This is a genomic window from Novosphingobium sp., from assembly GCF_025351285.1.
Lineage (GTDB): Bacteria > Pseudomonadota > Alphaproteobacteria > Sphingomonadales > Sphingomonadaceae > Novosphingobium.
On sequence record NZ_JANXWG010000038.1, the window covers coordinates 36765 to 60262 of the forward strand.

Here is a 23498-nt window from a genome sequence, read left to right on the forward strand (position 1 = left end):
CCGCCCCAATGACCACCGATATCACCGTCTATCACAATCCCAAGTGCGGCACGTCGCGCAACACGCTGGCGATGATCCGCAACGCCGGGATCGAACCGCACGTGGTCGAATACCTCAAGACCCCGCCCTCGCGCGCGCTGCTCGAAAGCCTGATCGCGCGCGCCGGCATGACGCCACGCAACCTGCTGCGCGAAAAGGGCACGCCATACGCGGAACTCTGCCTCGGCAGTGCCGATTTGACCGACGCGCAACTGATCGACGCGATGATGGAGCACCCGATCCTCATCAACCGCCCCCTGGTGGTCTCGCCGCTGGGCGTGAAGCTGTGCCGCCCGTCCGAACTGGTGCTCGATCTGATCCCCGCCGCGCAGCAGGGCGCCTTCGCCAAGGAAGACGGCGAGCAGGTGATCACCGCCGATGGCCAGCGAGTCGCCCCCGCATGAACCATCGCGCGATGTGGGCCGAAGCGCTGGGCAGCTTCCTGCTGTTCGCTTGCGTGATCGGTTTGGGCGTGATGGGCGAGCGGCTGTCGGGCGGCAACGTGGCGGTGGCGCTGATCGGCAACACGCTGGCGACAGGCGCGATGCTGTTCGTGCTGATCACGATGCTGGGTGCGATTTCCGGAGCGCATTTCAACCCGGTGGTAACGATGGTGATGCGCCTGCGCGGAGAGATCGATACCCCGGCCGCGCTCGGCCATGTCACCGCGCAACTCGTCGGCGGCATTCTCGGCGTGTGGACCGCACACCTGATGTTCGACCTGCCCATCCTCGAATTCTCGACCCATTCGCGCACCGGCCTGGGCCAATGGGCGGGTGAGGGCGTGGCCACCTTCGGCCTGCTGCTGACGATCATCGGCACCGCCCGCATGGCACCGGCACGCGTTCCTGCCAGCGTCGCGCTCTACATCACCGCCGCTTACTGGTTCACTTCGTCGACCAGCTTCGCCAATCCGGCGATCACGGTGGCGCGCTCACTGAGCGATACCTTCGCCGGAATCGCGCCCGCCGATGTACCCGGCTTCATCGCCGCGCAGATGGCAGGCGCGCTGCTGGCGCACTGGGCGGGCAAGGCGTTGTTCGACAGCCATCCGGAGCCGTCCGCATGAATCGCCTTCGCCACTTGCCAGATCCAGCTCAACTACCCGCGCTGCGCCCCGAATACGCCCATGCCCGCCCGGCGCTGGGCCTTGGAGAACTGCTTCCGCCCCCGCGCATCCTGCTGCTGTACGGTTCGTTGCGCACCCGCTCTTATTCGCGCCTCGTGGTCGAGGAAGCGGCCCGGCTGTTGCAGTACTTCGGCGCCGGAACCCGCATCTTCGATCCGTCGGACCTGCCGCTGCCCGACCAGATCGCCGACGACGACCACCCCGCCGTGGCAGAACTGCGCGAGCACTCGCTGCGGCCGACGGCCAGGTATGGTGCAGCCCCGAACGGCACGGCCAGATCACTGGGGTCATCAAGGCTCAGATCGACCACCTGCCGCTTGCCTACCGTGGCTTGCGCCCCACGCAGGGACGCACGCTGGCGGTGATGCAGGTGAGCGCTGGTTCGCAGTCGTTCAACAGCGTCAACAGCTTGCGGCTGCTCGGCCGTTGGATGCGGATGGTCACCATCCCCAACCAATCGAGCGTGGCCAAGGCCTACGACGAATTCGATGAAGCCGGGCGAATGAAGCCGTCCGCCTATTACGATCGCATCGTCGACGTGATGGAGGAACTGGTGCGCTTCACCGTCCTGCTCCGCCCGCACGCCGAGCAACTGGTCGATCGCTATTCCGAACGCAAGGACCGCGATGAGCCAGTGTCGACGCCGGTGGAAGTGGCGCGGCTTGCGTAACCGTCAAACGACCTGCACGCCTTTCCAGAACGCGATCCGGCCCTTGATTTGCGCTGCTGCCGACTTTGGTTCGGGATAGAACCAGGCGGCATCGCGGTTCACTTCGCCGCCGACTTCGAGGCTATGATAATGCGCAGTGCCTTTCCACGGGCATGAGGTGGTCTTGTCGCTGGGCCGCAGCATCGCCGCATCCACCGATTCCGCCGGGAAATAGTGATTGCCCTCGACCACCACGGTATCGGCGCTGCTGGCGATCACTGCACCATTCCATTTTGCTTCGACCATCATGCGTCTCCTTTTGGCTGTCGAGCTTCGGGGGAAGCCCGGCGCGCGTCAACCCGGGCGCAAGGGCAGTCGATCGGTTCGATCGGCATCGGCAAATAGCATAGGCCTATCGGAAAATTCGTGTGTGTTGCTATGGGCAGGGCGCGGGGCTAATCCGGCGCGGTGGACCAAATCGACGCCATCATCGCCGCTCGTTCTGGCCGACCGGATGAGCCCGGCGGCAACCTGCTGCCGATGCTTCATGCGGTGCAAGCGGCGTTCGGCCATATCAGCGAAGACGCGATCCGCGCGGTGGCCAAGGCGCTCAACCTCAGCCGCGCCGAAGTGCATGGCGTGGTCAGTTTCTACCACGATTTCCGCGATGCACCCGATCCGCGTCCGGTCATCAAGCTGTGCCGGGCCGAGGCCTGCCAGGCGCGCGGGGCCGATGCACTGGCGGCTTCGCTGCCGGATCAGAACCGCGTGGTGATCGAGACGGTTTATTGCCTGGGCCTGTGCAGCGTCGGGCCGAATGCGCTGGTGGGTGACCGGCCTTATGCGCGGCTCGATGCGCGCAAGTTCGCTGCGCTGGTGGAGCAGGCGCATTGAGCCTGCCGGTAAGCGTTATGGTGCGGATTTCCGATGATGCGCTGGCGCTTGCCTGCGGGGCGGACGCGGTTGCGGCGGCTTTCGTGGCGGCAGGCGCAACGGTCGAGCGGGTGTCGAGCTGGGGCATGCACTGGCTTGAACCGCTGGCCGAGATCGACGGCAAGGGCTTCGGCCCGCTTGAGCCTGAGGATGTTGCGGCGGTGCTGGCCGGAACCAGCGACAAGGCCATCGGGCCGGTGGCAGACCATCCATTCCTCGCGCGGCAGCAACGGCTGATTTTCGCGCGCGCGGGCAAGACCCGGCCGCTGAACCTTGACGATTACGCCGCGCATGGCGGCTGGGCCGGGCTCGATGCGGCCCACGCGATGGCGCCGGAGGATGTGGTTGCGCAAGTGATCGGCTCGGGCTTGCGCGGGCGCGGCGGGGCGGGTTTTCCGGCGGGGATCAAGTGGCGCACGGTGGCTGAAACTACCGGTGATACCAAGTACATCGTGTGCAATGCAGACGAGGGCGATTCGGGCACTTTTGCCGACCGGATGGTCATGGAGGGCGATCCGTTCCTGCTGGTCGAGGGCATGGCGATCGCCGGCCATGCGGTGGGGGCGGCCAAGGGCTTCGTCTATATCCGCAGCGAATATCCCCACGCGATCGCCAAGATGCAGGCCGCGATCGCGCTGGCAAAGCGCCACATCGCGCCTTTCGCAATCGAAGTGCGCGTGGGCGCGGGGGCTTATGTGTGCGGCGAGGAGACCTCGCTGCTCAACAGCCTTGAGGGAAAGCGCGGCGAAGTTCGCGCCAAGCCGCCGCTGCCGGCGATTGCGGGCCTGTTCGGGCGACCGACGGTGATCAACAACGTACTGACCCTGGCCTCGGTGCCGTGGATCATGGCGCATGGCGCGGAAGGCTATGCCGCGATCGGATTCGGGCGTTCGCGCGGGACGATGCCGATCCAGATCGCAGGCAATGTCCGCCACGGGGGGCTGTTCGAAGCCGGTTTCGGGATCACTCTGGGCGAACTGGTCAACGATGTGGGCGGCGGCACCGCCAGCGGGCGTCCGGTCAAGGCGGTGCAAGTGGGCGGGCCATTGGGCGCTTATCATCCGCCGTCCGACTTCGGCCTGCCGTTCGACTACGAGGCCTTCGGCGAGGCCGACGGGCTGATCGGTCACGCCGGGTTGACGGTGTTCGACGACAGCGCCGACATGGGTGCGCAGGCGCGCTTTGCCTTCGCATTCTGTGCGGCCGAAAGCTGCGGCAAGTGCACGCCGTGCCGGATCGGCGCGGTGCGCGGGGTGGAACTGGTCGATGCAATCCGCGAGCGTGCCGGGCGCAAGGCCGATGCAGTCGAGGTGCTGCCGCAGATGCACAACGCAGCGAAGGCGAAGCGGACCGTGGCCGAGCAGGTCACGCTGCTTGAGGATCTGTGCGAGACGATGAAGTTCGGTTCACTGTGCGCGCTGGGCGGATTCACGCCCTATCCGGTGCTGAGTGCGCTGCGCAATTGGCCAGAAGATTTCGGCGCGAGATGATTTTGGGTGCGGTTCTTGCAGGCGGCCAGTCAACCCGGTTCGGTAGCGACAAGGCCTTGGCAATGCTTGACTGCCGCACGCTGATCGAGCGCGCGGTCGCGGCGCTCGAAGGATTGTGCGACGCGGTGGTGGTGGTGGGCCGGACCATCGCGCCGGCAGCGGTTCTGCCCGATCGGCCGCGTGCCGGGATGGGGCCGCTGGGTGGGCTGGCGGCGGCGCTGCACCATGCGGATGCGCTCGGCTACGACGCGGTGCTGTCGTGCTCGGTCGACAGCCTGGGGATCGATTCCGCCATGCGCGATGCGCTCGAACCTGCGCCCGCTTATGTCGCCAGCCAGCCGGTGATCGGACTGTGGCCGGCCAGCGCCGCGCGCACGCTCGACGCGTTGCTGGCGGGCGAGGGGCGGCACTCGATGCGCGCCTTTGCCGAGGCAATCGGCGCGCGGCCGGTGCAACTTGCGCGCGATCCTGCTAACATCAACACACCGGAAGACCTGTTGGGGGCCGACCTCGCCGCCGTGGAGCAACGCGATGGGCTATGAACCGCAAGCCGATTTCGGCACACCCCTGGTCGTTTCGGACACCACGATCTCGCTGACGATCGACGGCCGCGCGGTCACCGTGCCCGCCGGCACCAGCGTGATGCGCGCCGCCAGCGAGGCGGGCGGTTCGATCCCCAGGCTTTGCGCCAGCGACAACCTGGCGGCGTTCGGATCGTGCCGACTGTGCCTGGTCGAGATCGAGGGGATGCGTGGCACCCCGGCATCGTGCACCACGCCAGTCGCCGAAGGCATGGCGGTGAAAACCCAGACGCCCCGTTTGCAGAAGCTGCGCAAGGGGGTGATGGAGCTCTACATCTCGGACCATCCGCTCGATTGCCTGACTTGCAGCGCCAACAACGATTGCGAATTGCAGGACCAGGCAGCGGCGGTGGGCTTGCGCGATGTGCGCTATGGCTATGCAGGGGCGAACCACCTCGGTTCCAGCTTGGATGCTTCGAACCCTTACTTCGATTTCGACCCGAGCAAATGCATCGCCTGTTCGCGCTGCGTCCGCGCTTGCGATGAAGTGCAGGGGACGTTTGCGCTGACGATCGAAGGGCGCGGATTTGCCTCGAAGGTCTCGGCCGGACTGGCCAGCGACAATTTCCTCGGCTCGGAATGCGTCTCGTGCGGGGCCTGCGTCCAGGCTTGCCCGACCGCCACCTTGCAGGAAAAGGCGGTCAAGGAGATCGGCAAGCCCGAACGCGCGGTGGTGACGACTTGCGCCTATTGCGGCGTCGGCTGCACATTCCGCGCGGAAATGCGGGGCGAGCAAGTGGTACGGATGGTGCCGTGGAAAGACGGCAAGGCCAACCGCGGGCACAGTTGCGTCAAGGGCCGCTTCGCCTGGGGCTATGCACAGCACCAGGAGCGCGTGCTCTCGCCGATGATCCGCAGCTCGATCGATGAACCGTGGCGCGAAGTGTCGTGGGACGAGGCGCTGTCGCACACCGCCAGCGAACTTAAGCGCATTTCCGCCAGATATGGCCGCAACGCATTAGGCGGGATCACCTCCAGCCGCTGCACTAACGAGGAAACTTTCCTCGTCCAGAAGCTGGTTCGCGCCGGCTTTGGCAACAACAATGTCGACACCTGCGCGCGGGTTTGTCACTCACCCACCGGCTATGGCTTGAAGACCACATTCGGCACCAGCGCGGGCACGCAGGACTTCGATAGCGTGATGGACGCCGACGTCATGCTGGTGATCGGCGCCAACCCGACCGACGGGCACCCGGTTTTTGCCAGCCGGATGAAGCGCCGCTTGCGCCAGGGTGCCAAATTGATCGTGATCGACCCGCGCCGGATCGATCTGGTCAAGAGCCCGCACATCGAAGCCGCTTACCACTTGCCGCTGCGCCCCGGAACCAATGTCGCGGTGCTGAGCGCGATGGCGCACGTGATCGTGACCGAATGCTTGGCCGACGAAGCGTTCATACGCGAACGCTGCGACTGGGACGAATATGCGCACTGGGCCGAATTCGTCGGTCAGGACCGCAATTCGCCCGAAGCGCTGGAACCCGTGACAGGCGTTCCGGCGGCCGATCTCCGCGCCGCCGCCCGCCTGTTTGCGACGGGTGGAAACGGCGCGATCTACTATGGCCTTGGCGTCACCGAACACAGCCAGGGCAGTTCCACCGTCATGGCGATCGCAAATCTCGCGATGGCCACCGGCAACATTGGCCGGCGCGGCGTGGGGGTTAACCCCTTGCGTGGGCAGAACAATGTTCAGGGCGCGTGCGACATGGGCAGCTTCCCGCACGAACTCTCAGGGTATCGCCACGTCTCGGACCCTGACGCGCGCGCGCTGTTCGAGGCGGCTTGGGGCGTGCCGATCGATCCCGAACCCGGCTTGCGCATCCCCAACATGCTCGATGCCGCCACCGACGGCACCTTCAAGGCGATCTACATCCAGGGCGAGGATATTCTCCAGTCCGATCCCGACACGAAGCACGTCTCGGCCGGCCTTGCCGCGATGGAATGCGTGATCGTCCACGACCTGTTCCTCAACGAAACCGCTAGTTACGCCCACGTCTTCTTGCCGGGAAGCACCTTCCTGGAGAAGAACGGCACCTTCACCAACGCCGAACGCCGCATCCAGCCGGTGCGCAAGGTGATGGAGCCGCTGAATGGCTACGAAGACTGGGAAGTCACCCAGGAACTCGCGCGGGCGATGGGGCTCGACTGGAATTATGCGCATCCGTCGGAAATCATGGATGAAATTGCGCGGCTGACCCCGAGTTTTGCAGGCGTGAACTTCGCGCGGCTCGCTTCTCAGGGCTCGCTGCAATGGCCGGTGAACGAAGCCGCCCCCGATGGCAGCCCGATCATGCACATCGACGGCTTCGTGCGCGGAAAAGGCAAGTTCGTGGTGACCGATTACGTACCGACCGACGAACGCACCGGCCCGCGCTTCCCGCTGCTGCTGACTACCGGGCGTATCCTGTCGCAATACAACGTCGGCGCGCAGACCCGGCGGACTGCCAACGTGGTGTGGCACGAGGAGGACCTGCTCGAAATTCACCCGTCGGATGCCGAAAACCGCGGGCTGAAATCGGGAGACTGGGTGCGGCTGGCCAGCCGGTCGGGCGAGACCACCTTGCGCGCGACCGTCACCGATCGGGTGGCGCCGGGCGTGGTCTATACCACCTTCCACCACCCCGCGACGCAGGCCAACGTGGTCACCACCGAGTTTTCCGACTGGGCCACCAACTGCCCCGAATACAAGGTGACCGCGGTGCAGATCACCCCCTCGAACGGGCCGAGCGAGTGGCAGGAAGGGTACGAGGCGCTGAGCACGCGGTCGCGACGCATTGCCGATCCGGTCCCCGCCGAATGAGCGTGGGCACGCCTGAACGGCTCGCCTACATGGCTAACCAGATCGCCACCAACCTGGCGCTGACCAACGACCCGGTAGCCGCCACCGCCGAGCACATCCACAGTTTCTGGACGCCCGCGATGCAGCGCACACTGGCCAGCGAGGCGCTCGATCGGCTTGGCCCGGTGGCGCGTGCGGCGATGATCCAACTGGACGCGGATGCCGGTTGACGGCGCGTTGCCCGCGCGGCTGATCGAACGGTTTGCGCAAGGCCAGGCGCCCCGCGCGATCGAGCGGACCACGATCGTCGAAGCGGCTGTAGCGATCGAAATCAATGGCCTGGCTTACGCGGTGATGATGGCTACGCCGGCCGATTTCGATGATTTTGCGCTGGGTTTCTGCCTTTCGGAGCAGTTGATCGAAACGCCCGAGCAATTCGAATCGTCCGAGGCGAGCGAACTGACACGCGGCTGGTTGCTGCGAGTCGCGCTGACATCCGATTGTGCAGCGCCGCTGGTCGAACGCGCGCGGTTGCGCCTGACCGAGGGCAGTTGCGGCTTGTGCGGGATCGAAAGCCTGGATCAGGTCTTGCGCCCGTTACCGCGTGTGACGACGGTCTTCGACGTATCGGACGCTGCGCTGTTTGCGGCGGGTGCGGCCTTGCGCGATCGTCAGCCGCTCGGACTAGCCACGGGCGCCGCACACGCCGCCGCGTTCTGCCGCGCCGATGGCACGATCGTGACGGTTCGCGAGGATGTCGGCCGCCACAATGCGTTCGACAAGCTGATCGGCGCGCTCGCCCGGGATGGCACGATCCCGGCGCAGGGTTTCGTGCTGCTGAGCGCGCGCTGCTCGTTCGAATTGGTGCAAAAGGCGGTTCTGGCGGGCGTGCCAGTGCTCGCGACGGTCTCTGCCGCATCGACGCTGGCGCTCGATGCGGCGCGGGAACACGGCTTGCGGCTGGTCAGCTTGTTGCGAAACGACAGCTTTCTCGATCAGCCGGCGTAACGTTGTGGTGGGGTGGTTAGGCCTGCCGGTCAGGCGGCCATGGCGTCCAGGGCATCCTTGAGCGCGCTCAGGCTGAACGGTTTGGACAGAAGCGGTGCTTCGGGCGTATTTTCATTGGGTGCGATCGAATTGTAGCCGCTGACGTAGTAGAACGGCTTGCCTTCGCGCCGCAGCCGTTCGGCCACCGGCACCGAAGTTGCGTCATCGGCGAGCGAAAAATCCAGGAACGCGGCATCGACGATATGGCCATCGAGGATTGCCTCGGCCTGCGCCACCGTAGCCGCAACGCCGACCATTTCGTGACCGAGATCTTCGAGGCTTTCTTCCATCAGCATCGCCAGAAGCGGCTCGTCTTCGACCACAAGTATGCGCATGACCCGTCCTTAGCCGGCCCGTCGCCGAATACATGCGTTCGGACATTTGCCCGCAACGCTGCCCGGGAACCATAGCTGCAAGTTCGCAAACGTTCCACTCGCTTTGGCGCGGCAACGGATCACTTCATCGATATTTCTGCAACTTGCGCAGCGTGCTTGCCCCGCCTTGATCGACCGGGGTAATTGAAGGCATGTTTGCGTTCAACTCCGGATCGATTGCGGGCGGCGTAGCCGATCCGGTCCGCTATTCCGACCGGACGGCGCATTCCGCAGCAGACCGTTCTCGTGCAATCGTGGCCGTGGCGGTGCTGCATGGCTTGCTCATCTGGCTGATCCTCCATGGCCTGGCGGGAGGATCGGTGGCCGCCGATGCCAATGGCACGAGCCCGGCGCTGCGGGTGTACAACGTGCCTGCAACGCCCGTACATCCGGTGCCAAAGCCCGCACAAAAGCAGCCTGCTGCGGCAAGCTCTCCGCCGGCGAGGCTGGCCAGGGCAACCGCACATGTGGTGCCCAAACGTGTGATTGACATCGCGCCGCGCGTTACCAGTGCTCAGGCCACATCATCGGGTTCGGCAACCATGTCTGGAGCGGCAGTGACCGGCATCGGCATGGGCGCAGGCGGCGCAGGGAGTGGGAGCGGTAGTGGCGCCGGCGGCAACGGAGCAGGCGGCGGCGCGGCCGAAAAGGCGGTAAAATTGTCTGGCGACATCAATTCCACTCGCGATTATCCGCCCGATCGCGACGGCAGGCGCTTGGGCAGCAGCGTGACCCTGGTGCTGACCGTTCAGGCTGACGGCCGGGTGGGCGGGTGCCGGGTGCTGCGGCCCAGCGTCGATCCCGACGCCGACGCCGTCACGTGCCGCCTAGCGACGCTGCGCTTCCGCTTCCGGCCAGCGACGAATTCTGCCGGCCAGCCCATCGGGTCGACTTTCGGCTGGAGGCAGGCCTGGTTCAAGCCGGGCGAGCCTGGCAAGCTAAATCGCTGAAAAACAAAGCTGTGCGCCAAAGCGCCGCCTTCGTAAGCCGAACCGATCGGGCAATCGGCTGTTTGTGTTGCAATGCAGCGAAACCGAATCCCGCCAGCCGCGTTTTCATCTTGTAACGTCGCGCCGAGACGGGCCGAGATGGGATGCCTTCGATGCCACTGAACGAAGCCTCTGCCAGCAACAGGATGCGCGAAACGACCGATTCGGGCGAAGTTGTCGAATTGTTCGTTCGCGAACGTGCCACGCAACGGCCAAAGCGCCGCGTCGCGCTGATTGGCGGATTTCGACCACGCAAGTGCGGCATCGCCACGTTCACGACCGATATCTACGAACAGCTTGCCACTTATCACCCAGATTTTGCGGTCGATCTCCATGTTGTCGACGGCGCCAATGATTCGCATAGCTACCCTGCGGCGCGTTCGGTCATTCGCCCGGGTGAGGGTGAAGACTATTGCGCGACTGCGCGGGTCATCAACCAGGATGCGGTCGATGCGGTGTGGCTGCAACACGAATACGGCATTTTCGGCGGTGAGCAAGGCGACATGGTGCTCGATCTGGTCGATCGCATCGCGGCGCCGTTGATCGTCACGCTGCACACGGTGCTGTCCGAACCTTCGCCCAAACAGCGCGCCATTCTCGAACGCCTGATCGAGCGTGCGCGCCGAGTCATGGTCATGTCGCAGCACGCGGCCGCATTGTTGAAGCGGCTGTACCACCTCGATGGCGAACGCATCGTGGTGATCGACCACGGCGCGCCCGATCGACCGTTCGGCCGGGGCGAGGCGTTCAGGGCGGCGGCGGGTCTGACGGGCCACAAGGTGCTGATGACATTCGGGCTGCTCAACCCCGGCAAGGGGCTGGAAACCGTGATCTCGGCGCTGCCGGCGGTGGTCGCCAAGCATCCCGACGTGGTCTACCGTATCGTTGGTGCAACGCACCCCAACCTGCTGGCTCTTGAAGGAGAAGCCTACCGCGACCGGCTGATCGCGCAAGCCCGGGAACTGGGCGTGGCGGGCAACATCGTGTGGGAAAATCGCTTTCTCGAGGTGTCCGAATTGCTCGACCAGCTCGAAGCCTGCGACATCTACCTCACGCCGTATCCCAACTTGCAGCAGTCAACCTCGGGCACGCTGAGCTATGCGGTGGCGCTGGGCAAGGCGGTGATTTCCACGCCTTATGTGCACGCTTGCGAATTGCTGGCCGATGGCGTGGGCGCGCTGGTCGAAACGCGATCTGCCGAAGCGATCGCGGACGCGGTCAATGCTCTGCTCGATGATCCGGCGGCGCTGGTGGCCATGCAGAAGCGCGCCTATGCCCGTGGCCGCGAAACGGTGTGGCCGCGGTTTGCCGATGCATCGGCGGCGTTGATCGAGAGCGTTATCCCCACTGCGCGTGCGATGCAGACGGGCTCGGCGAAGGCCAGCCCCGGCTTCGGCGGGTTTCTGGCGATGTGTGATTCGACCGGCATGTTCCAGCATGCGATCGGCATCGTGCCCGATCGGCGCCATGGCTATTGCCTCGATGACAATGTCCGCGCGCTGATGCTGATGGGTGTGGCCGATATGGTGCCCGTGGCCGAGCGGGCGCGCTGGTCGATGGTGTTCGCCTCGTTCATCCAGCACGCCTGGAACCCCGACCTCGGGCGGTTCCGCAACTTCATGGCATTCGATCGTAGCTGGTGCGAGGATGTGGGCTCGGAAGATAGCAACGGTCGCACGCTGTGGGCGCTCAGCCATGCCGTGACTCATGCGCCCGAAGCGGGGCTGCGCGCTTGGGCGCTCGACTGGTTCAACCGGACCGTCCCGGCGCTGGCGCAGATGGAATCGCCGCGCGCCGTGGCCTTCATGATGCTGGGCGCGACCGAAGTGCTGCGGTTCGATCCGAGCCATGCCGAAGCGCGCGGGATCATCGATCGCGGGGGCGCCATGCTCTGCACGCTGCTGGCCACGGCGCGGCGGCCCGATTGGGCGTGGTTCGAGGCGGTGCTGGCTTACGACAATCCCAGGCTGTCGCAGGCGCTGATCGAGGCGGCGCGGATCACCGGCCGCAGCGACTGGCGGGCAGCCGGGCTTGAAAGCCTGGTGTTCATCGCCAGCCAGCAACGGTCTTCGAGCGGCCATTTCCGGGCAATCGGATCGGAAAGTTTCCACAGGAAATACGAAAGCCTGCCGTTCGATCAGCAGCCACTCGAAGCCTGGGCCGCCATCGATGCGGCGGCCGTGGCGTGGCAGGAAACCGCAGAGCCTGTGTGGCTCGACCATGCCGAAGCGGCTTATCGCTGGTATTTCGGCGCCAACGATCGCGGTGTGGTGCTTGGCGATATCGTCAGCGGGCGGTGCCGCGACGGGATCAACCCGCAAGGCGCGAACGAGAATTGCGGCGCCGAGTCAATTCTGGCACTGCAACTCGCTCACTATGCGATGCAGCGGCTCACCCGATGCGGGCAAAATCCTACCGGAGAACCAGAGCTTGCTGGCCGAAGTTGGAATCCTGAAACCACCGGTGCGTCCGTCAGTCGACCAGGTAGTGCAGCCGTCCCACGACCGGGAGCCGCATCCAACCTTGCGCATTCTTGACGAGCGGCTTCATGCCGATCCGTCGCGCGTCGTGCTGCGACCATTCCACCTGGGATGGCAGGCAACCAACGCAGACAATTCGCGCGCGGCCAAGCTGGTGGCCGATATAACCGCGCTGTCGGACGAGGCGGTGGATATTGAGTTGGACCGCGTGCTCCAGGATTTCGATGATCGGCACTGGCAGATCGAGGCAATGTTCGACCAGCGCTTCGTCGAAGTGGAACACGCGCTGGGCAAGCTTGGAAGTGCGGTATCGCTGCCGCGAAAGCGGTTGATCGGCGCATATTTCTGCCACGAATATACGTACGCTGCCGCCGCTTTGATGAACCCGAGCATCGTGCCACACCCCGACCAAAGCGGGATGAGCGGTGGCTCGGTGCGCTTTGTGATGAGCCTGCGCGCAGTGGGTGAAGGGCACATCAGCTCGATCGTGTTTCGCGAAGGGATCGCGCATACCGATGGCAGCTTTGCGCTGTGGCCGCAGTCTTCGTTCGCCACATCGGTGCTGCCCGATGCCGATACGCTCGACGATCCGCCCAAAATTGATGAGGGGGGTATCGTGAAGATCCATTGCCACCCTGACAGCACGATTTCGAACAGCGTGATCTTTCCGATCACCGAACAGCAGCGCAACGGCCTGGAAGACTTGCGGCTGGTGCGGTTCGATCATGGCAAGGGCAAGCATGGTCGCAGGGATTACGAATGGATCGGCACCTATACCGCCTATTCGGGCAGCTCGATCCGCTCCGAATTGCTGCGCACGCGCGATTTTCGCAATTTCACGCTTGAACCGGTGCAGGGCCGGGCCGGTCGGAACAAGGGCATGGCGCTGTTTCCGCAGAAGATCGACGGGCAATACGTTATGGTCGGTCGGCAGGATGGGAAGAATCTGTTCCTGCTGCGGTCTGACCGGCTCGATTGCTGGGACGATGACGGCGTGCTGCTGATGGAGCCCAAATTTCCGTGGGAATTCATCCAGATCGGCAATTGCGGTAGCCCGATCCTGACCGATCATGGCTGGTTGATGTTCACGCACGGCGTAGGCGCGATGCGCAAGTATGCGCTGGGCTGTGCGCTGCTCGATCGCGATGACCCGTCGAAGGTCCTCGCGCGGTCGAGCGAACCGGTGCTGACCGCTGTGGATGCAGATCGCTTTGGTTACGTGCCCAACGTGATCTACACGTGCGGAGTGTTGCCGATCGCGGACCGCATCCTGATCCCGTACGGGATTTCGGACAGCGCGGTCGGTTTTGCGACGACGACCGTCGCAGACCTGATGGCGATGATGGACGCATGACAATAGCGAACGGGAACGAGATGGCACCGAGCACGATCACCCCCGTCATCTTGTGCGGCGGCAGCGGCACGCGGTTGTGGCCGCGTTCACGCAAGGCCAAGCCCAAGCCGTTCCTGCCGCTGGTGGGCGACGAAACGCTGTTCGAGGCAACCGTGCTGCGCTGCCCGCCCGCGGCCGGCTTCGGCCCGCCGGTGGTCGTGACAGGCGTGGCTCACCTTGAGCATGTCGAGGCACAATTGCCCGACCTGGCCACGGCGCAAGTGATCGTCGAGCCGATCGCGCGCAATACGGCGGCGGCGATCGCACTGGCCGCGCACCGCTTGCCGGCCGACACGGTGATGCTGGTCTGCCCGAGCGATCACCACATCGGCGATGTGGCTGCGTTCCAGGCGGCTGCGCGCGAAGCCGCCGGACTGGCCGCGCAAGGCTGGCTGGTCGCCTTCGGCATCGCGGCGACCGCGCCCGAGACCGGCTTCGGCTATCTCAGGCGGGGTGCGGCGATCGAAGGCAGCGGCGGATTCGGGGTGGCGGCGTTTGTCGAGAAGCCCGATGCGGCGCGCGCGCAGGCCTTTCTCGACGACGGGGGCTATTCGTGGAACGGCGGTATCTTCGCGTTCCGGGCGGGCACGTTTCTCGATGAACTCAAGGCGCATCGTCCCGGGCTGGCTGAAGCGGTCCGGCTGTCGGTCGAGCGCGGACACATGGATGGGCGGCGGTTCCATCCCGATCCCGAGGCGTTCGCCGAAGTCGAAAGCGAATCGGTCGATTACGCGGTGATGGAAATCACCACGCATGCGGCGATGGTGCCGGCGGCAATGGCGTGGTCAGACATCGGCAACTGGCAGGCGCTGCACGATGCGCAGGTGCGCGACGAGGCGTCGAACGCGGTGCGCGGCACGGTGGAACTGCGCGATTGCACCAATGTGCTGGTCCACACCGATGGCCCGCGCGTGTCGGTGATCGGCGCCAGCAACCTGATCGTGGTGGTCGATGGCGACGAAGTGCTGGTCACTACGCGCGAAGGCGCACAACTGGTCGGCAAGCTTTCGGGCGCGGCGAACCAGTAAGTGAGCGCTGTGTTGCCGGTCCGCGAAGTGGCAAAGCCGTGGGGTGTGGACCATCTGCCTGCGCCTTTCGTTTCGCCAGGGGGAGTGCGGATCGGCGAGATCTGGTTCGAACCGCCGCCGGCGCTGCCGAGCGTGTTGGTCAAGTACCTCTTCACCAGCGAGAAGCTGTCGGTCCAGGTCCATCCGACCGACGCACAGGCCGCCGACTTCGGCGAGAGCGACGGCGGCAAGGAAGAATGCTGGCTGGTGATCGCGGCCGAACCCGGTGCGACGCTGGGCGTAGGATTTCGTGAGCCGATCGGCGCCGAGGCGATGCGCGCCGCAGCGTTGGACGGGTCGATCGAGGACTTGCTGGTGTGGTTTCCGGTCGAGCCGGGCGACTTCTTCTATATTCCGGCGGGCACGATCCACGCGATCGGCGCGGGGGTCAGCCTGATCGAAATCCAGCAGACCAGCGACATCACCTATCGGCTCTACGATTATGGCCGGCCGCGCGAATTGCACCTGACGCGCGGTATCGCGGTGGCCAGGGGCGAGCCGCACGATCCGGGCTTGCGCAAGCACATCCCGGATCGCGGCATGGTCGAGCTGGCGCGCGGCAAGTATTTTACCGCGCATCGGCTCGATGGGCCGGCCGATGCGGTGCTGATGGCCGAATATTCCGGTGCATTGCTCGTCATCCCGCGTCGCGGAGCAGTTGAAGTCGACGGCGCGCAGGTCATTCCGGGCCAGTGCGCAATAGCGGATTCGCTTGCGAAAGTTTCGATCCCGACCGAAGCGCTGTTGGTGATCGCAAGGCCCGCGGCATGAGCCCGCCGCCCACGCCGATGATTGCGCAGACGATCCAGCTCGCGCTGGCGCCGGTGTTCGTGCTCGTGGCGATCGGCAACATCATGAATATCCTGACGACGCGGCTGGGCCGGGTGGTCGATCGGTCGCGGCATTTGCAGAAGCTTTACCGCGAGACCACCGGCGCGGAACACGATGTGGTGGTGATCGAATTGCGCCATGTTGACGCGCGTATTGCGCTGATCGGGCGCGCCTTGCTGCTGCTGGTGATGAGCGGTCTGGCGATCGGGCTGACCGTCGGCGCGCTGTTCCTGGGCGAAGTGGGTGGCGCCGAATTCCGGCTGACGGTGGGGACGCTGTTCTTCGTCGCCATTCTGCTGCTGATGGTGGCGCTGGTGCACTTGCTGCTCGAAACGCGGATCGTGCACCGATCGCTGCGCCTGCCGCGCGACTTGCTGGAACTCGAACGCCGCGACCTATAGGTCAGCGCAGCAGCTTCTGGGTTTTCTCGCGGATCGTGCTTTCGATCATGCGCTCGACAAAGCCGAGCGCCGGCGGCAGATCGACGTTCACCACCACCGCCTGGCCTTGCAATTCGACCAGCCCGACCACGCGCTGGCCCATTGCGGTGATCACCATATCGAGGTGGTCTTCGTCGCGCCATTCCTGCGTGACTTGCGCCATTCCTGCGGGAAACAACGACTTGAGTTCATCGCTGCGCGCGTGGAAGCGGCGGCGCAATTCGTCTTGCGACAGTGTGTGCGGGAGCGCGACGCGCATCAGCCGGGGTCCTTCTGGCGTTCGATGGTCTTCGGCTCGATGTTCAGCGGCACGCCCGAACCGGGCAGCGTGATATCGGGCGCGGGCAGGGCGGGGGGGTCACCATCGATTCCGCCACCATAACGATAATCGAGAAACCGCGTCTGCACCGCCAGTGCATCGAGATCACCCGATGCAAGCTGGCGCGTGATCGCATCGATTTCGACGCTGATCTTGCCCAGCCCGTCGACCAGTTGCTGATCGGCATTGCGCCCGCCGCGTTCTTCTGCGCGCAAGTGTGGCGGGATCTTGCGGTAACTTTCGACCATGCCGGGCAGGTGTTCACCCACCAGCCGCCGCACTTCGCCGGTGGCGGCTTCCTCGGTGCGCAAGCCTTCGAGCTGCGCGCCCAATGCGTCGAGTTGCACGCCGATCTGGTCCACCAAGCGCACCGCCGGTGGCGGCAGCGCGGGTCGCTGGGCCTCCAGCCACAATTCGGTGCGGCCGACCATCGTGCGCACATCGCCGGTGTTCAGTGCATCGAGCGAGGGAACCGGCATCTTCGGGTATTTGGTCAGGACTGCAAACGCAGCAGCAGCGGCCAGGATCGTCACGAACAGGCCAAGAATGCCGATGCCGTCGAGGATCAACCCCGCGACGGTGGCGGCCAGCAGGATCGCGCCCACCGTAACCAGCAGCCGCGTCAATTTCGCAACCTGGTGCTGCCGCTTCATTTCGGCGGCGCGGCGGCCGATCGAGCGGCGACCGCCCGCGCGCTGTTGGGTCAGGCTGGCACGCGCTTCGGCAAGCACGCGATCGCTGTTGCGGGCCGTCGGGTCCATTGCGATGACGTCAAGCCTCCAGGCTAAGCAGCGGGTTGGCATCGCTTGCGGTCAGCTTGGCCTGCGAAGCGCCTTCGGCCCGCGCGATATAGCCGCGCGATTTCTCGACTTCGCCCGACAGCGTTTCCACGGTCTGCTTCATCGAATCGAGTGCCTTGATCTTGAACGTGTCGATGTTGTCCATCGTATCGTAAATATTCTGGAACGCGCGCTGCAAGGTTTCCATCGGGATCGTGCTGGCGGCGGCCTGTTCGTGGATCTTGCCGGTCTGTTCGCGCAGCAGCTTGCCGGTTGAATCGATGATGTTGGCGGTGGTGGTGTTGAGCGCGGTGATCTGCTGCAACACCAGCCGCTGGTTGGTCATCGCCTGCGCCACCGTAACCGCGGTGCGCAGCGCGGCCACGGTGGTGGTGCTGGCGCGATCGACGCCCTTGACCAGTTCGACGTTGTTCTTCTTGACCAGATCGAGCGCGAGATAGCCCTGCACCGTCACCGCCATTTGCGTCAGCAGGTCCTGCGCGCGTTGGCGGGTGTAGAACAGCGCGCCCTCGCGGATCGCCTTGGCCTTGGCCGGATCGGTGTGGTCGCAATCGTTGGCGGCATCTTCCAGCTTGGCATCGAGCAGTCGCGCGATCTGGACCATCTGTTCCAGCTTGCCCATCGCTTCCCACAGCTTCTGCCGTTCGACGTCGATGGCGGCGTTGTCCATCAGCAGTTCGTCCTTGCCGGCGGCCAGCCGGTCGAGGATCGATTTGATGTGGCCCTGCGCGCTGGTGTAGCCATCGAAATAGCGCTTCATCTTGTTGCCGAACGGCAGCACGCCCAGGAACCTGCGCGGGCCGGACAGCGCGCCCTTGCGCGCCGGATCGAGATCTTCGACCGTGCGGCGCAATTCGGCCAGGCTGGTGCCGACGCCGCTGTCCTTGTCCATCGCCTTGATCGGCCGGTCGAGGAACCGGTTCGACATGCCAGCGGCGGATGCAATTTCCTTGCGGCCCATGTTGGTCAACTGATCGACCCGCTTGCCGAATTCGGGGCTGGCGGCGTCTTGCGCGATCAGGTCGGCCACGAACGCATCGGCCTTGGCTTCGAGCTTGGACTTGTTGTCATCGCTGACCGGAACGAGCCCGGCGGCCTGCATCGGCGCGACCACCGGCACCGGATCGGGCGGAGTCAGTTCCAGCTTGGCTGTGACAGTATCGATCGACGTGGCCATTGTCCCTCCTCGTGCGCCGGCCATACGCCCACGGCCGCGCCCAGAATGCATCGGGGAATATGTGGGGCGTGCAAGGCGCGGTGACAAGCTGTATTATCAGTGTAAGACAGAGCCCTGAGCCATGGCTGCCCGGACGGTCGCCAGCCGGCTACAACCAGCCGATCTTCCTGAAGCGCACGAACAGCCCGACGCATAGCGACACGATTACGCCGAGCACGAGGTAATAGCCGTATTTCCAATGCAGTTCGGGCATGTTCTGGAAGTTCATGCCGTACACCCCGGCGATGGCGGTCGGCACCGCGAGGATTGCCGCCCATGATGCCAGTTGCCGGGTCATTTCACCCTGGCGGTGCTGTTCGAGCAGGCTGGCCGTCTCGACGATCGCTTCGAGCGCTTCCTTGAGCGCGCGCATCCTGGCCATTACCCGGCGATCGTGATCGAGCACGTCGCGGAAAAACACCCGCGCGGCGGGATCGATTGCGGGCAGTTCGTGGACTGCCAGCCGGTCGCAGACTTCCTCCATCGGGCCGATCACGCGTTCGAACCGGCGCAACTGGCGCCGCAGCCGGAAGATCCGGCGGATCGTGCCCTGTTCGGGGAAGGCGTCGATCGCCTCCTCCTCCATTTCCACCGCCACATCGTCGAGCCGGTCCATGATCGGCAGGTAGCCATCGACGATGAAATCGAGAATGGCGTGGAGGACGTAGTCGGGCCCTTCGGCCATTCGATCGGGCTTTTTTTCCAGGTCGCGCCGCAGATCGTTGTGCGCGCGGGTGCTGCCGAACCGCACGGTGATAATGAAATCGGCGCCGAGAAAGATCGCGGTCTGGCCGTAGTCGATCACTTCGGTGGCGGTAAGTTCGGCGGTGCGCGCCACGATGAACAACTGCTTCCCGTAAGCCTCGGCCTTGGGCAACTGCCGCGGATTGAGCGCGTCCTCGACCGCGAGCGGGTGCAACCCGAATTGGGCGGCAAGCATGTCCATCTCGGCTTCATCGGGTTCGCACAGGCCGATCCAGTCGAACGAGCCGTGTTCGAGCGCGATGCGAGGGCTGCCGTCGATGGTCAGGGCGTGGTCGCAGGGACGGCCGTGGAGATAGCGGCGGGCGGTAATGACGGTCATAGCCGGGCTTGTGCCAAAGCCCGAACTCCGTGACAATCGCCGCTGACACAATCGGCTTGGCTATGGCCATTGCGCACGCGATGGCTTACATCGGTGTCAATACCGAATGCGGGGAGAAAGACGATGCAGATGGCAACGGCCACAGCCAGTTTCGAAGCGGGCAATTTCGAATCCGGGCGCGGATCGCCGCCCGATACCGATGTCGCCATCGTTGGCGCAGGGATTTCAGGCATCGGCATGGCTGCGCACATGCAGATGCTCAGCCCCGATCGCAGTTTCACGCTGATCGAACGCCGCGCCGATCTGGGCGGCACCTGGGACTTGTTCCGCTATCCCGGCGTCCGTTCGGACAGCGACATGCATACGCTGGGGTTCGTTTTCGAACCGTGGACTCACGAAAAGTCGATCGCCGACGGGCCGTCGATCCTTGAATATCTGGGCCGCATCGTGGACCAGCGCGGCATCCGCAAGTCGATCCGTTTCGGCACCAGCGTGGCGGCGGCGGACTGGGACGGCGCGGCGGCGCTATGGCGGATCGCCTTGACCGGCGCGGACGGCACGAGTTCGACGATGACCGCGCGGTTCCTGTACCTGGCTTCGGGCTACTACGATTACGACGAACCTTATGACGCGCAACTGCCCGGCCGCGACAATTTCGGCGGCGAGATCATCCACCCGCAGTTCTGGCCCAAGGATTTCGACGCCAGCGGCAAACACATCGTGGTGATCGGTTCGGGCGCCACTGCGGTCACGATCGTGCCCTCGATCGCGGACAAGGCAGCGCATGTCACGATGCTTCAGCGCACGCCCACCTGGTATGCGATCCGGCCGGCGAAGGACAAGCTGGCCAACACCTTGCGCAAGTACCTGCCGGGCAAGCTGGCGTACTGGCTGACCCGGTTCAAGAACGTGCAGATGCAGAATCTGGTGTTCAAGCGCGCGCGCAGCCAGCCCGACAAGGTCAAGGACTTCCTGACGGGCAAGCTCAAGGAAGCGCTTGGGGACAAGTACGATGCCGCCACGTTCACCCCACCGTACGATCCGTGGGACCAGCGGCTGTGCCTGGTGCCCGATGGCGATCTGTTCAACGCGATCAACGCCGGCAAGGCTGAAATCGTCACCGACACGATCCGCACGATCGACGCCACCGGTATCGCGCTCAACTCGGGCAAGCATCTCGATGCCGATGTGATCGTCACGGCAACCGGCCTCAAGATGGTGATGGGAGGCAAGATCGCATTGAGCATCGACGGCACGCCCATCGATTTCAGCCAGTGTTATTACTACAAGGGTTGCATGTTCTCGAACGTGCCCAATCTTGCGGGCGTGTTCGGCTATCTCAACGCCTCGTGGACACTGCGCGCCGACATCGATTCGCAATATGTTTGCCGCCTGCTCAACCACATGAAGGCCGCTGGTGTCGATGCCGCCACGCCCGCAATGCGGCCCGGGACCGAGCCGCCCGAGGAGAACGCATTCGACCTCTCATCGGGCTATATCGAGCGCGCGCGGCACCTTCTGCCCAAGAGTGCGGCGACGATGCCGTGGCGGCTCAACCAGGATTACCTTTACGACAAGGCCTGGTTGAAGAGCAATCCGATCGATGACGGCATCCTCGCATTCAGCCGGGCGGAAGCCGCTTCGTCGCGCGAACCGATGCTCGAAGCTGCGGAATAGGACCGACTTGCGCGCCACGCGGTTTCGGCTATCGCGAGCCCCGTCATGACCGATGCTTCCACCCCGACCGACCGTATCTGGACCGCCGCGCTGATCGTGGTGGGCGACGAAATCCTGTCGGGCCGGACGCACGACAAGAACATCACCCAGGTCGCGACGTGGCTGGGGGTGCAGGGCATCCGCCTGCGCGAAGTGCGCGTGGTGCCCGATGTCGAATCCGCGATCGTCGAGGCCGTGAACGCGCTGCGCGCGCGCAATGATTATCTGTTCACCACTGGCGGAATCGGGCCGACCCACGACGATATCACGGTCGATGCGGTGGCGGCGGCGCTGGAACTGCCGGTGGTTATCCACCCGCGCGCGCGCGCCGTGCTCGAAAGCTATTACGCAACGCGTGGCGGGCTGAACGAGGCGCGGCTGCGCATGGCGCGGGTGCCCGAAGGCGCCAGCCTGATCGAAAACCGCCTCTTGGGCGCGCCGGGCATTCGCGTGCAGAACGTGTTCCTGATGGCCGGCGTGCCGCATATCGCCGCGCAAATGCTCGATGCCTTGACCGGGCAGCTTGAAGGCGGGCTGCCGCTGCTGTCGGCCACGATCGGCTGCTGGACCGCCGAAAGCGAGGTGGCCGATTTGCTGCGCGAGACCGAGCAGGCGCACGACCAGTGCCAGATCGGCAGCTATCCGTTCTTCCGCGAGGGCCGCGTCGGCGCCAATTTCGTGATCCGCTCGGTCAGCGCCGATGCCATTGCGGCTTGCGGGGAGGCAATCGAGATCGGCTTGCGCGCATCGGGCCGTGAGCCTGTGCCCGGCGGGATCTGAAGCGGCGCGCTATTCGGCCGGTTCGTGCAGCGCCAGCCAGCGTTCGCGCAAACTGTCCGACGAATCGCGGCTGCCGTCGTGGCTCCAGCCGGGCGCGCGCCACACGTAACCCAGCTTGGAACCCCAAGGCGCCGACCATACGTCGCGCGCGATCCCGATCCATTCGTGGAACGCCACCCACAGCAAGTCGTACGTGCCCAACTGGCGGACGATGCCGTAGTGAATCGGGCCTACCGCCGCATCATCCGCGTCGGCCTCGCGCTGGAAGGTGCCGAACAGCCGATCCCACACGATGAACACGCCTGCGTAATTGCGATCGAGGTAAAGCGGGTTGGTGGCGTGGTGGACGCGGTGGTGCGACGGCGTGTTCATCACTGCCTCGAACCACTTCGGAAACCTGTCGATCGCCTCGGTGTGAAACCAGAACTGGCAGATCGTGTTGAACGCGCCGACCGTCGCTAGCATCAGGGGGTCGAATCCGATCAGCGCCGGCCAGATCCGGAACACGAACGACAGCGCGACCGGCCCGGTCCAGCTTTGGCGCAGCGCGGTCGACAAGTTGTAGTGCTGGCTTGAATGGTGGTTGACGTGCGCCGCCCAGAACCAGCGCACGCGATGCCCGGTGCGGTGCGCCCAGTAGTAATTGAAATCGTCGAGCAGAAAGAGGCCGAGCCAGACAAACCATTGGCTGCCAATCGTCAGGAACCGAAATTGGTGCAGCCAGGTGGCGGCCGCGTAGATCAGGCCGACCGTGAGTGCGCCCGAAACCGTGCTACCCAGCCCCATCAGCAGCGAAGTGCGCATGTCGGCGGGGTCGTAAGCTGCGGGGCGCCGGCGACGGGCCCACATCATTTCGATCAGGATCAGCGCGATAAACGCCGGGATTGCGTAGGGCAGGGGATCGAAACCGGGCTTCATGACGCAGACGTCTCCAGCCGCCTGAGGCTCGCCGCCCAGACTTGCGCTTCGCTGCCCAGATCGAGCGTGATCGTGCCGAAGCGCGCCTCGCCGGTCGCGATGATCAGGCTGCCGCGGTCAAGCCGGACGCCACTATGCGAATTGAGCAGGCGCCCGACGAAATGGCTGCCGTGGCGCCGCAGCACCAGCACGCGGCCTTGTGCATCGCGCAGCAGCGCGCCGACCCGCGCGCGGTCGAGCGAAACGGCGACGGGCGCAAACCCGCACAGCGTCTGGCCGGCCAGTTCGGCGGCGTGGTCTGCATCGCGGATGCGCACGTCGCCGCCCAGACCCATCCACCGCGCCAACCACCAGACCGCCAGGATAGCCGCAAGCGACAGCCCGGCCTGCAACGCCAGCCTTAGGCCCGGCAGCGCTGCCATCCAATGGGGAAAGTGCGGCATCGAG

General features: G+C 64.9%; 24 protein-coding genes and 1 pseudogene. 17 read left to right on the top strand and 8 right to left on the bottom strand.

Features of this window, described 5'->3' with window-relative positions:
* Positions 1-8: 8 nt before the first annotated feature.
* The 3 genes and pseudogenes from arsC (at position 9) to arsH (ending at position 1838) form a co-directional block, all read left to right on the top strand.
* Entirely contained in the window at positions 9-443 is a 435-nt protein-coding gene (arsC, locus tag Q0R16_RS04535) for an arsenate reductase (glutaredoxin) (protein WP_295632575.1), read from the top strand.
* Positions 440-1108 (top strand): MIP/aquaporin family protein, encoded by a 669-nt coding sequence (locus Q0R16_RS04540; protein WP_295632580.1) that lies wholly within the window; start codon positions 440-442, stop codon positions 1106-1108. Before arsC ends, Q0R16_RS04540 begins: the two co-directional genes overlap by 4 nt.
* Positions 1105-1838, top strand: a pseudogene (gene arsH, locus Q0R16_RS04545) (arsenical resistance protein ArsH). Before Q0R16_RS04540 ends, arsH begins: the two are co-directional and overlap by 4 nt.
* 3 nt (positions 1839-1841) lie before the next feature.
* Here the strand turns inward: arsH and Q0R16_RS04550 are convergent.
* Positions 1842-2123 carry a DUF427 domain-containing protein gene (locus Q0R16_RS04550; RefSeq protein ID WP_295632583.1) on the bottom strand — a complete coding sequence of 94 codons (282 nt, stop codon included), beginning with the start codon at positions 2121-2123 and terminating at the stop codon, positions 1842-1844.
* A gap of 162 nt (positions 2124-2285) precedes the next feature.
* On the opposite strand from Q0R16_RS04550, the gene Q0R16_RS04555 reads away from it, so the two are divergent.
* Genes Q0R16_RS04555 through fdhD form a run of 6 tightly spaced genes read left to right on the top strand, consistent with a single transcriptional unit; the run spans position 2286 to position 8605 of the window.
* Entirely contained in the window at positions 2286-2711 is a 426-nt protein-coding gene (locus tag Q0R16_RS04555; protein ID WP_295632586.1) for an NAD(P)H-dependent oxidoreductase subunit E, read from the top strand.
* A gap of 17 nt (positions 2712-2728) precedes the next feature.
* Positions 2729-4240, top strand: a complete 1512-nt coding sequence (locus Q0R16_RS04560; RefSeq protein ID WP_295632720.1) for an NADH-ubiquinone oxidoreductase-F iron-sulfur binding region domain-containing protein — start codon at positions 2729-2731, stop codon at positions 4238-4240.
* On the top strand, positions 4237-4782 hold the full coding sequence (locus tag Q0R16_RS04565; protein ID WP_295632589.1) for a molybdenum cofactor guanylyltransferase: 546 nt from the start codon (positions 4237-4239) through the stop codon (positions 4780-4782). The genes Q0R16_RS04560 and Q0R16_RS04565 overlap by 4 nt, the downstream gene beginning before the upstream one ends.
* Complete coding sequence (gene fdhF, locus Q0R16_RS04570; protein ID WP_295632592.1) at positions 4772-7618, top strand: formate dehydrogenase subunit alpha; 2847 nt, start codon at positions 4772-4774, stop codon at positions 7616-7618. The genes Q0R16_RS04565 and fdhF overlap by 11 nt, the downstream gene beginning before the upstream one ends.
* Positions 7615-7827 (top strand): formate dehydrogenase subunit delta, encoded by a 213-nt coding sequence (locus Q0R16_RS04575; RefSeq protein WP_295632596.1) that lies wholly within the window; start codon positions 7615-7617, stop codon positions 7825-7827. Before fdhF ends, Q0R16_RS04575 begins: the two co-directional genes overlap by 4 nt.
* Entirely contained in the window at positions 7817-8605 is a 789-nt protein-coding gene (gene fdhD, locus Q0R16_RS04580; protein ID WP_295632599.1) for a formate dehydrogenase accessory sulfurtransferase FdhD, read from the top strand. Before Q0R16_RS04575 ends, fdhD begins: the two co-directional genes overlap by 11 nt.
* A 29-nt stretch (positions 8606-8634) precedes the next feature.
* Here the strand turns inward: fdhD and Q0R16_RS04585 are convergent, their stop codons facing one another.
* Positions 8635-8979, bottom strand: coding sequence for a response regulator (locus tag Q0R16_RS04585; RefSeq protein WP_295632603.1), 345 nt, complete (start codon positions 8977-8979; stop codon positions 8635-8637).
* A gap of 191 nt (positions 8980-9170) precedes the next feature.
* Between Q0R16_RS04585 and Q0R16_RS04590 the strand changes: the two genes are divergently transcribed.
* The 6 genes from Q0R16_RS04590 (at position 9171) to Q0R16_RS04615 (ending at position 16179) form a co-directional block, all read left to right on the top strand.
* A complete protein-coding gene (locus tag Q0R16_RS04590; RefSeq protein ID WP_295632606.1) occupies positions 9171-9968 on the top strand; it encodes an energy transducer TonB in 798 nt (265 codons plus the stop codon).
* 152 nt (positions 9969-10120) lie between these two features.
* Positions 10121-12544 carry a glycosyltransferase family 4 protein gene (locus Q0R16_RS04595; protein WP_295632610.1) on the top strand — a complete coding sequence of 808 codons (2424 nt, stop codon included), beginning with the start codon at positions 10121-10123 and terminating at the stop codon, positions 12542-12544.
* Positions 12531-13841 carry a glycoside hydrolase family 130 protein gene (locus Q0R16_RS04600; protein WP_295632613.1) on the top strand — a complete coding sequence of 437 codons (1311 nt, stop codon included), beginning with the start codon at positions 12531-12533 and terminating at the stop codon, positions 13839-13841. The genes Q0R16_RS04595 and Q0R16_RS04600 overlap by 14 nt, the downstream gene beginning before the upstream one ends.
* Positions 13838-14908, top strand: coding sequence for a sugar phosphate nucleotidyltransferase (locus Q0R16_RS04605; protein ID WP_295632616.1), 1071 nt, complete (start codon positions 13838-13840; stop codon positions 14906-14908). The genes Q0R16_RS04600 and Q0R16_RS04605 overlap by 4 nt, the downstream gene beginning before the upstream one ends.
* The gene (locus tag Q0R16_RS04610) at positions 14909-15718 is read left to right on the top strand and encodes a class I mannose-6-phosphate isomerase (RefSeq protein ID WP_295632620.1); all 810 of its coding nucleotides are present in this window, start codon (positions 14909-14911) and stop codon (positions 15716-15718) included.
* Positions 15715-16179, top strand: coding sequence for a DUF2721 domain-containing protein (locus tag Q0R16_RS04615; protein WP_295632623.1), 465 nt, complete (start codon positions 15715-15717; stop codon positions 16177-16179). Before Q0R16_RS04610 ends, Q0R16_RS04615 begins: the two co-directional genes overlap by 4 nt.
* A gap of 1 nt (position 16180) precedes the next feature.
* On the opposite strand, the gene Q0R16_RS04620 is transcribed toward Q0R16_RS04615, so the two are convergent.
* From Q0R16_RS04620 to Q0R16_RS04635, 4 genes are all read right to left on the bottom strand, one after another.
* The gene (locus Q0R16_RS04620) at positions 16181-16477 is read right to left on the bottom strand and encodes a polyhydroxyalkanoic acid system family protein (RefSeq protein WP_295632627.1); all 297 of its coding nucleotides are present in this window, start codon (positions 16475-16477) and stop codon (positions 16181-16183) included.
* Positions 16477-17298, bottom strand: a complete 822-nt coding sequence (locus tag Q0R16_RS04625; protein WP_295632630.1) for a hypothetical protein — start codon at positions 17296-17298, stop codon at positions 16477-16479. The genes Q0R16_RS04620 and Q0R16_RS04625 overlap by 1 nt, the downstream gene beginning before the upstream one ends.
* 10 nt (positions 17299-17308) lie before the next feature.
* The gene (locus Q0R16_RS04630) at positions 17309-18514 is read right to left on the bottom strand and encodes a toxic anion resistance protein (protein ID WP_295632632.1); all 1206 of its coding nucleotides are present in this window, start codon (positions 18512-18514) and stop codon (positions 17309-17311) included.
* Between the two features lie 148 nt (positions 18515-18662).
* Positions 18663-19637, bottom strand: coding sequence for a magnesium and cobalt transport protein CorA (locus Q0R16_RS04635; RefSeq protein WP_295632635.1), 975 nt, complete (start codon positions 19635-19637; stop codon positions 18663-18665).
* A gap of 129 nt (positions 19638-19766) precedes the next feature.
* Here Q0R16_RS04635 and Q0R16_RS04640 point away from each other — a divergent pair, with 129 nt between their 5' ends.
* Positions 19767-21314, top strand: coding sequence for an NAD(P)/FAD-dependent oxidoreductase (locus Q0R16_RS04640; RefSeq protein WP_295632723.1), 1548 nt, complete (start codon positions 19767-19769; stop codon positions 21312-21314).
* Between the two features lie 45 nt (positions 21315-21359).
* A complete protein-coding gene (locus tag Q0R16_RS04645; RefSeq protein ID WP_295632638.1) occupies positions 21360-22133 on the top strand; it encodes a molybdopterin-binding protein in 774 nt (257 codons plus the stop codon).
* 9 nt (positions 22134-22142) lie between these two features.
* Here the strand turns inward: Q0R16_RS04645 and Q0R16_RS04650 are convergent, their stop codons facing one another.
* Together Q0R16_RS04650 and Q0R16_RS04655 are read right to left on the bottom strand one after the other, a co-directional pair.
* On the bottom strand, positions 22143-23051 hold the full coding sequence (locus Q0R16_RS04650) for a sterol desaturase family protein (RefSeq protein ID WP_295632641.1): 909 nt from the start codon (positions 23049-23051) through the stop codon (positions 22143-22145).
* The gene (locus Q0R16_RS04655) at positions 23048-23494 is read right to left on the bottom strand and encodes a hypothetical protein (protein WP_295632644.1); all 447 of its coding nucleotides are present in this window, start codon (positions 23492-23494) and stop codon (positions 23048-23050) included. Before Q0R16_RS04655 ends, Q0R16_RS04650 begins: the two co-directional genes overlap by 4 nt.
* Positions 23495-23498 lie beyond the last annotated feature (4 nt).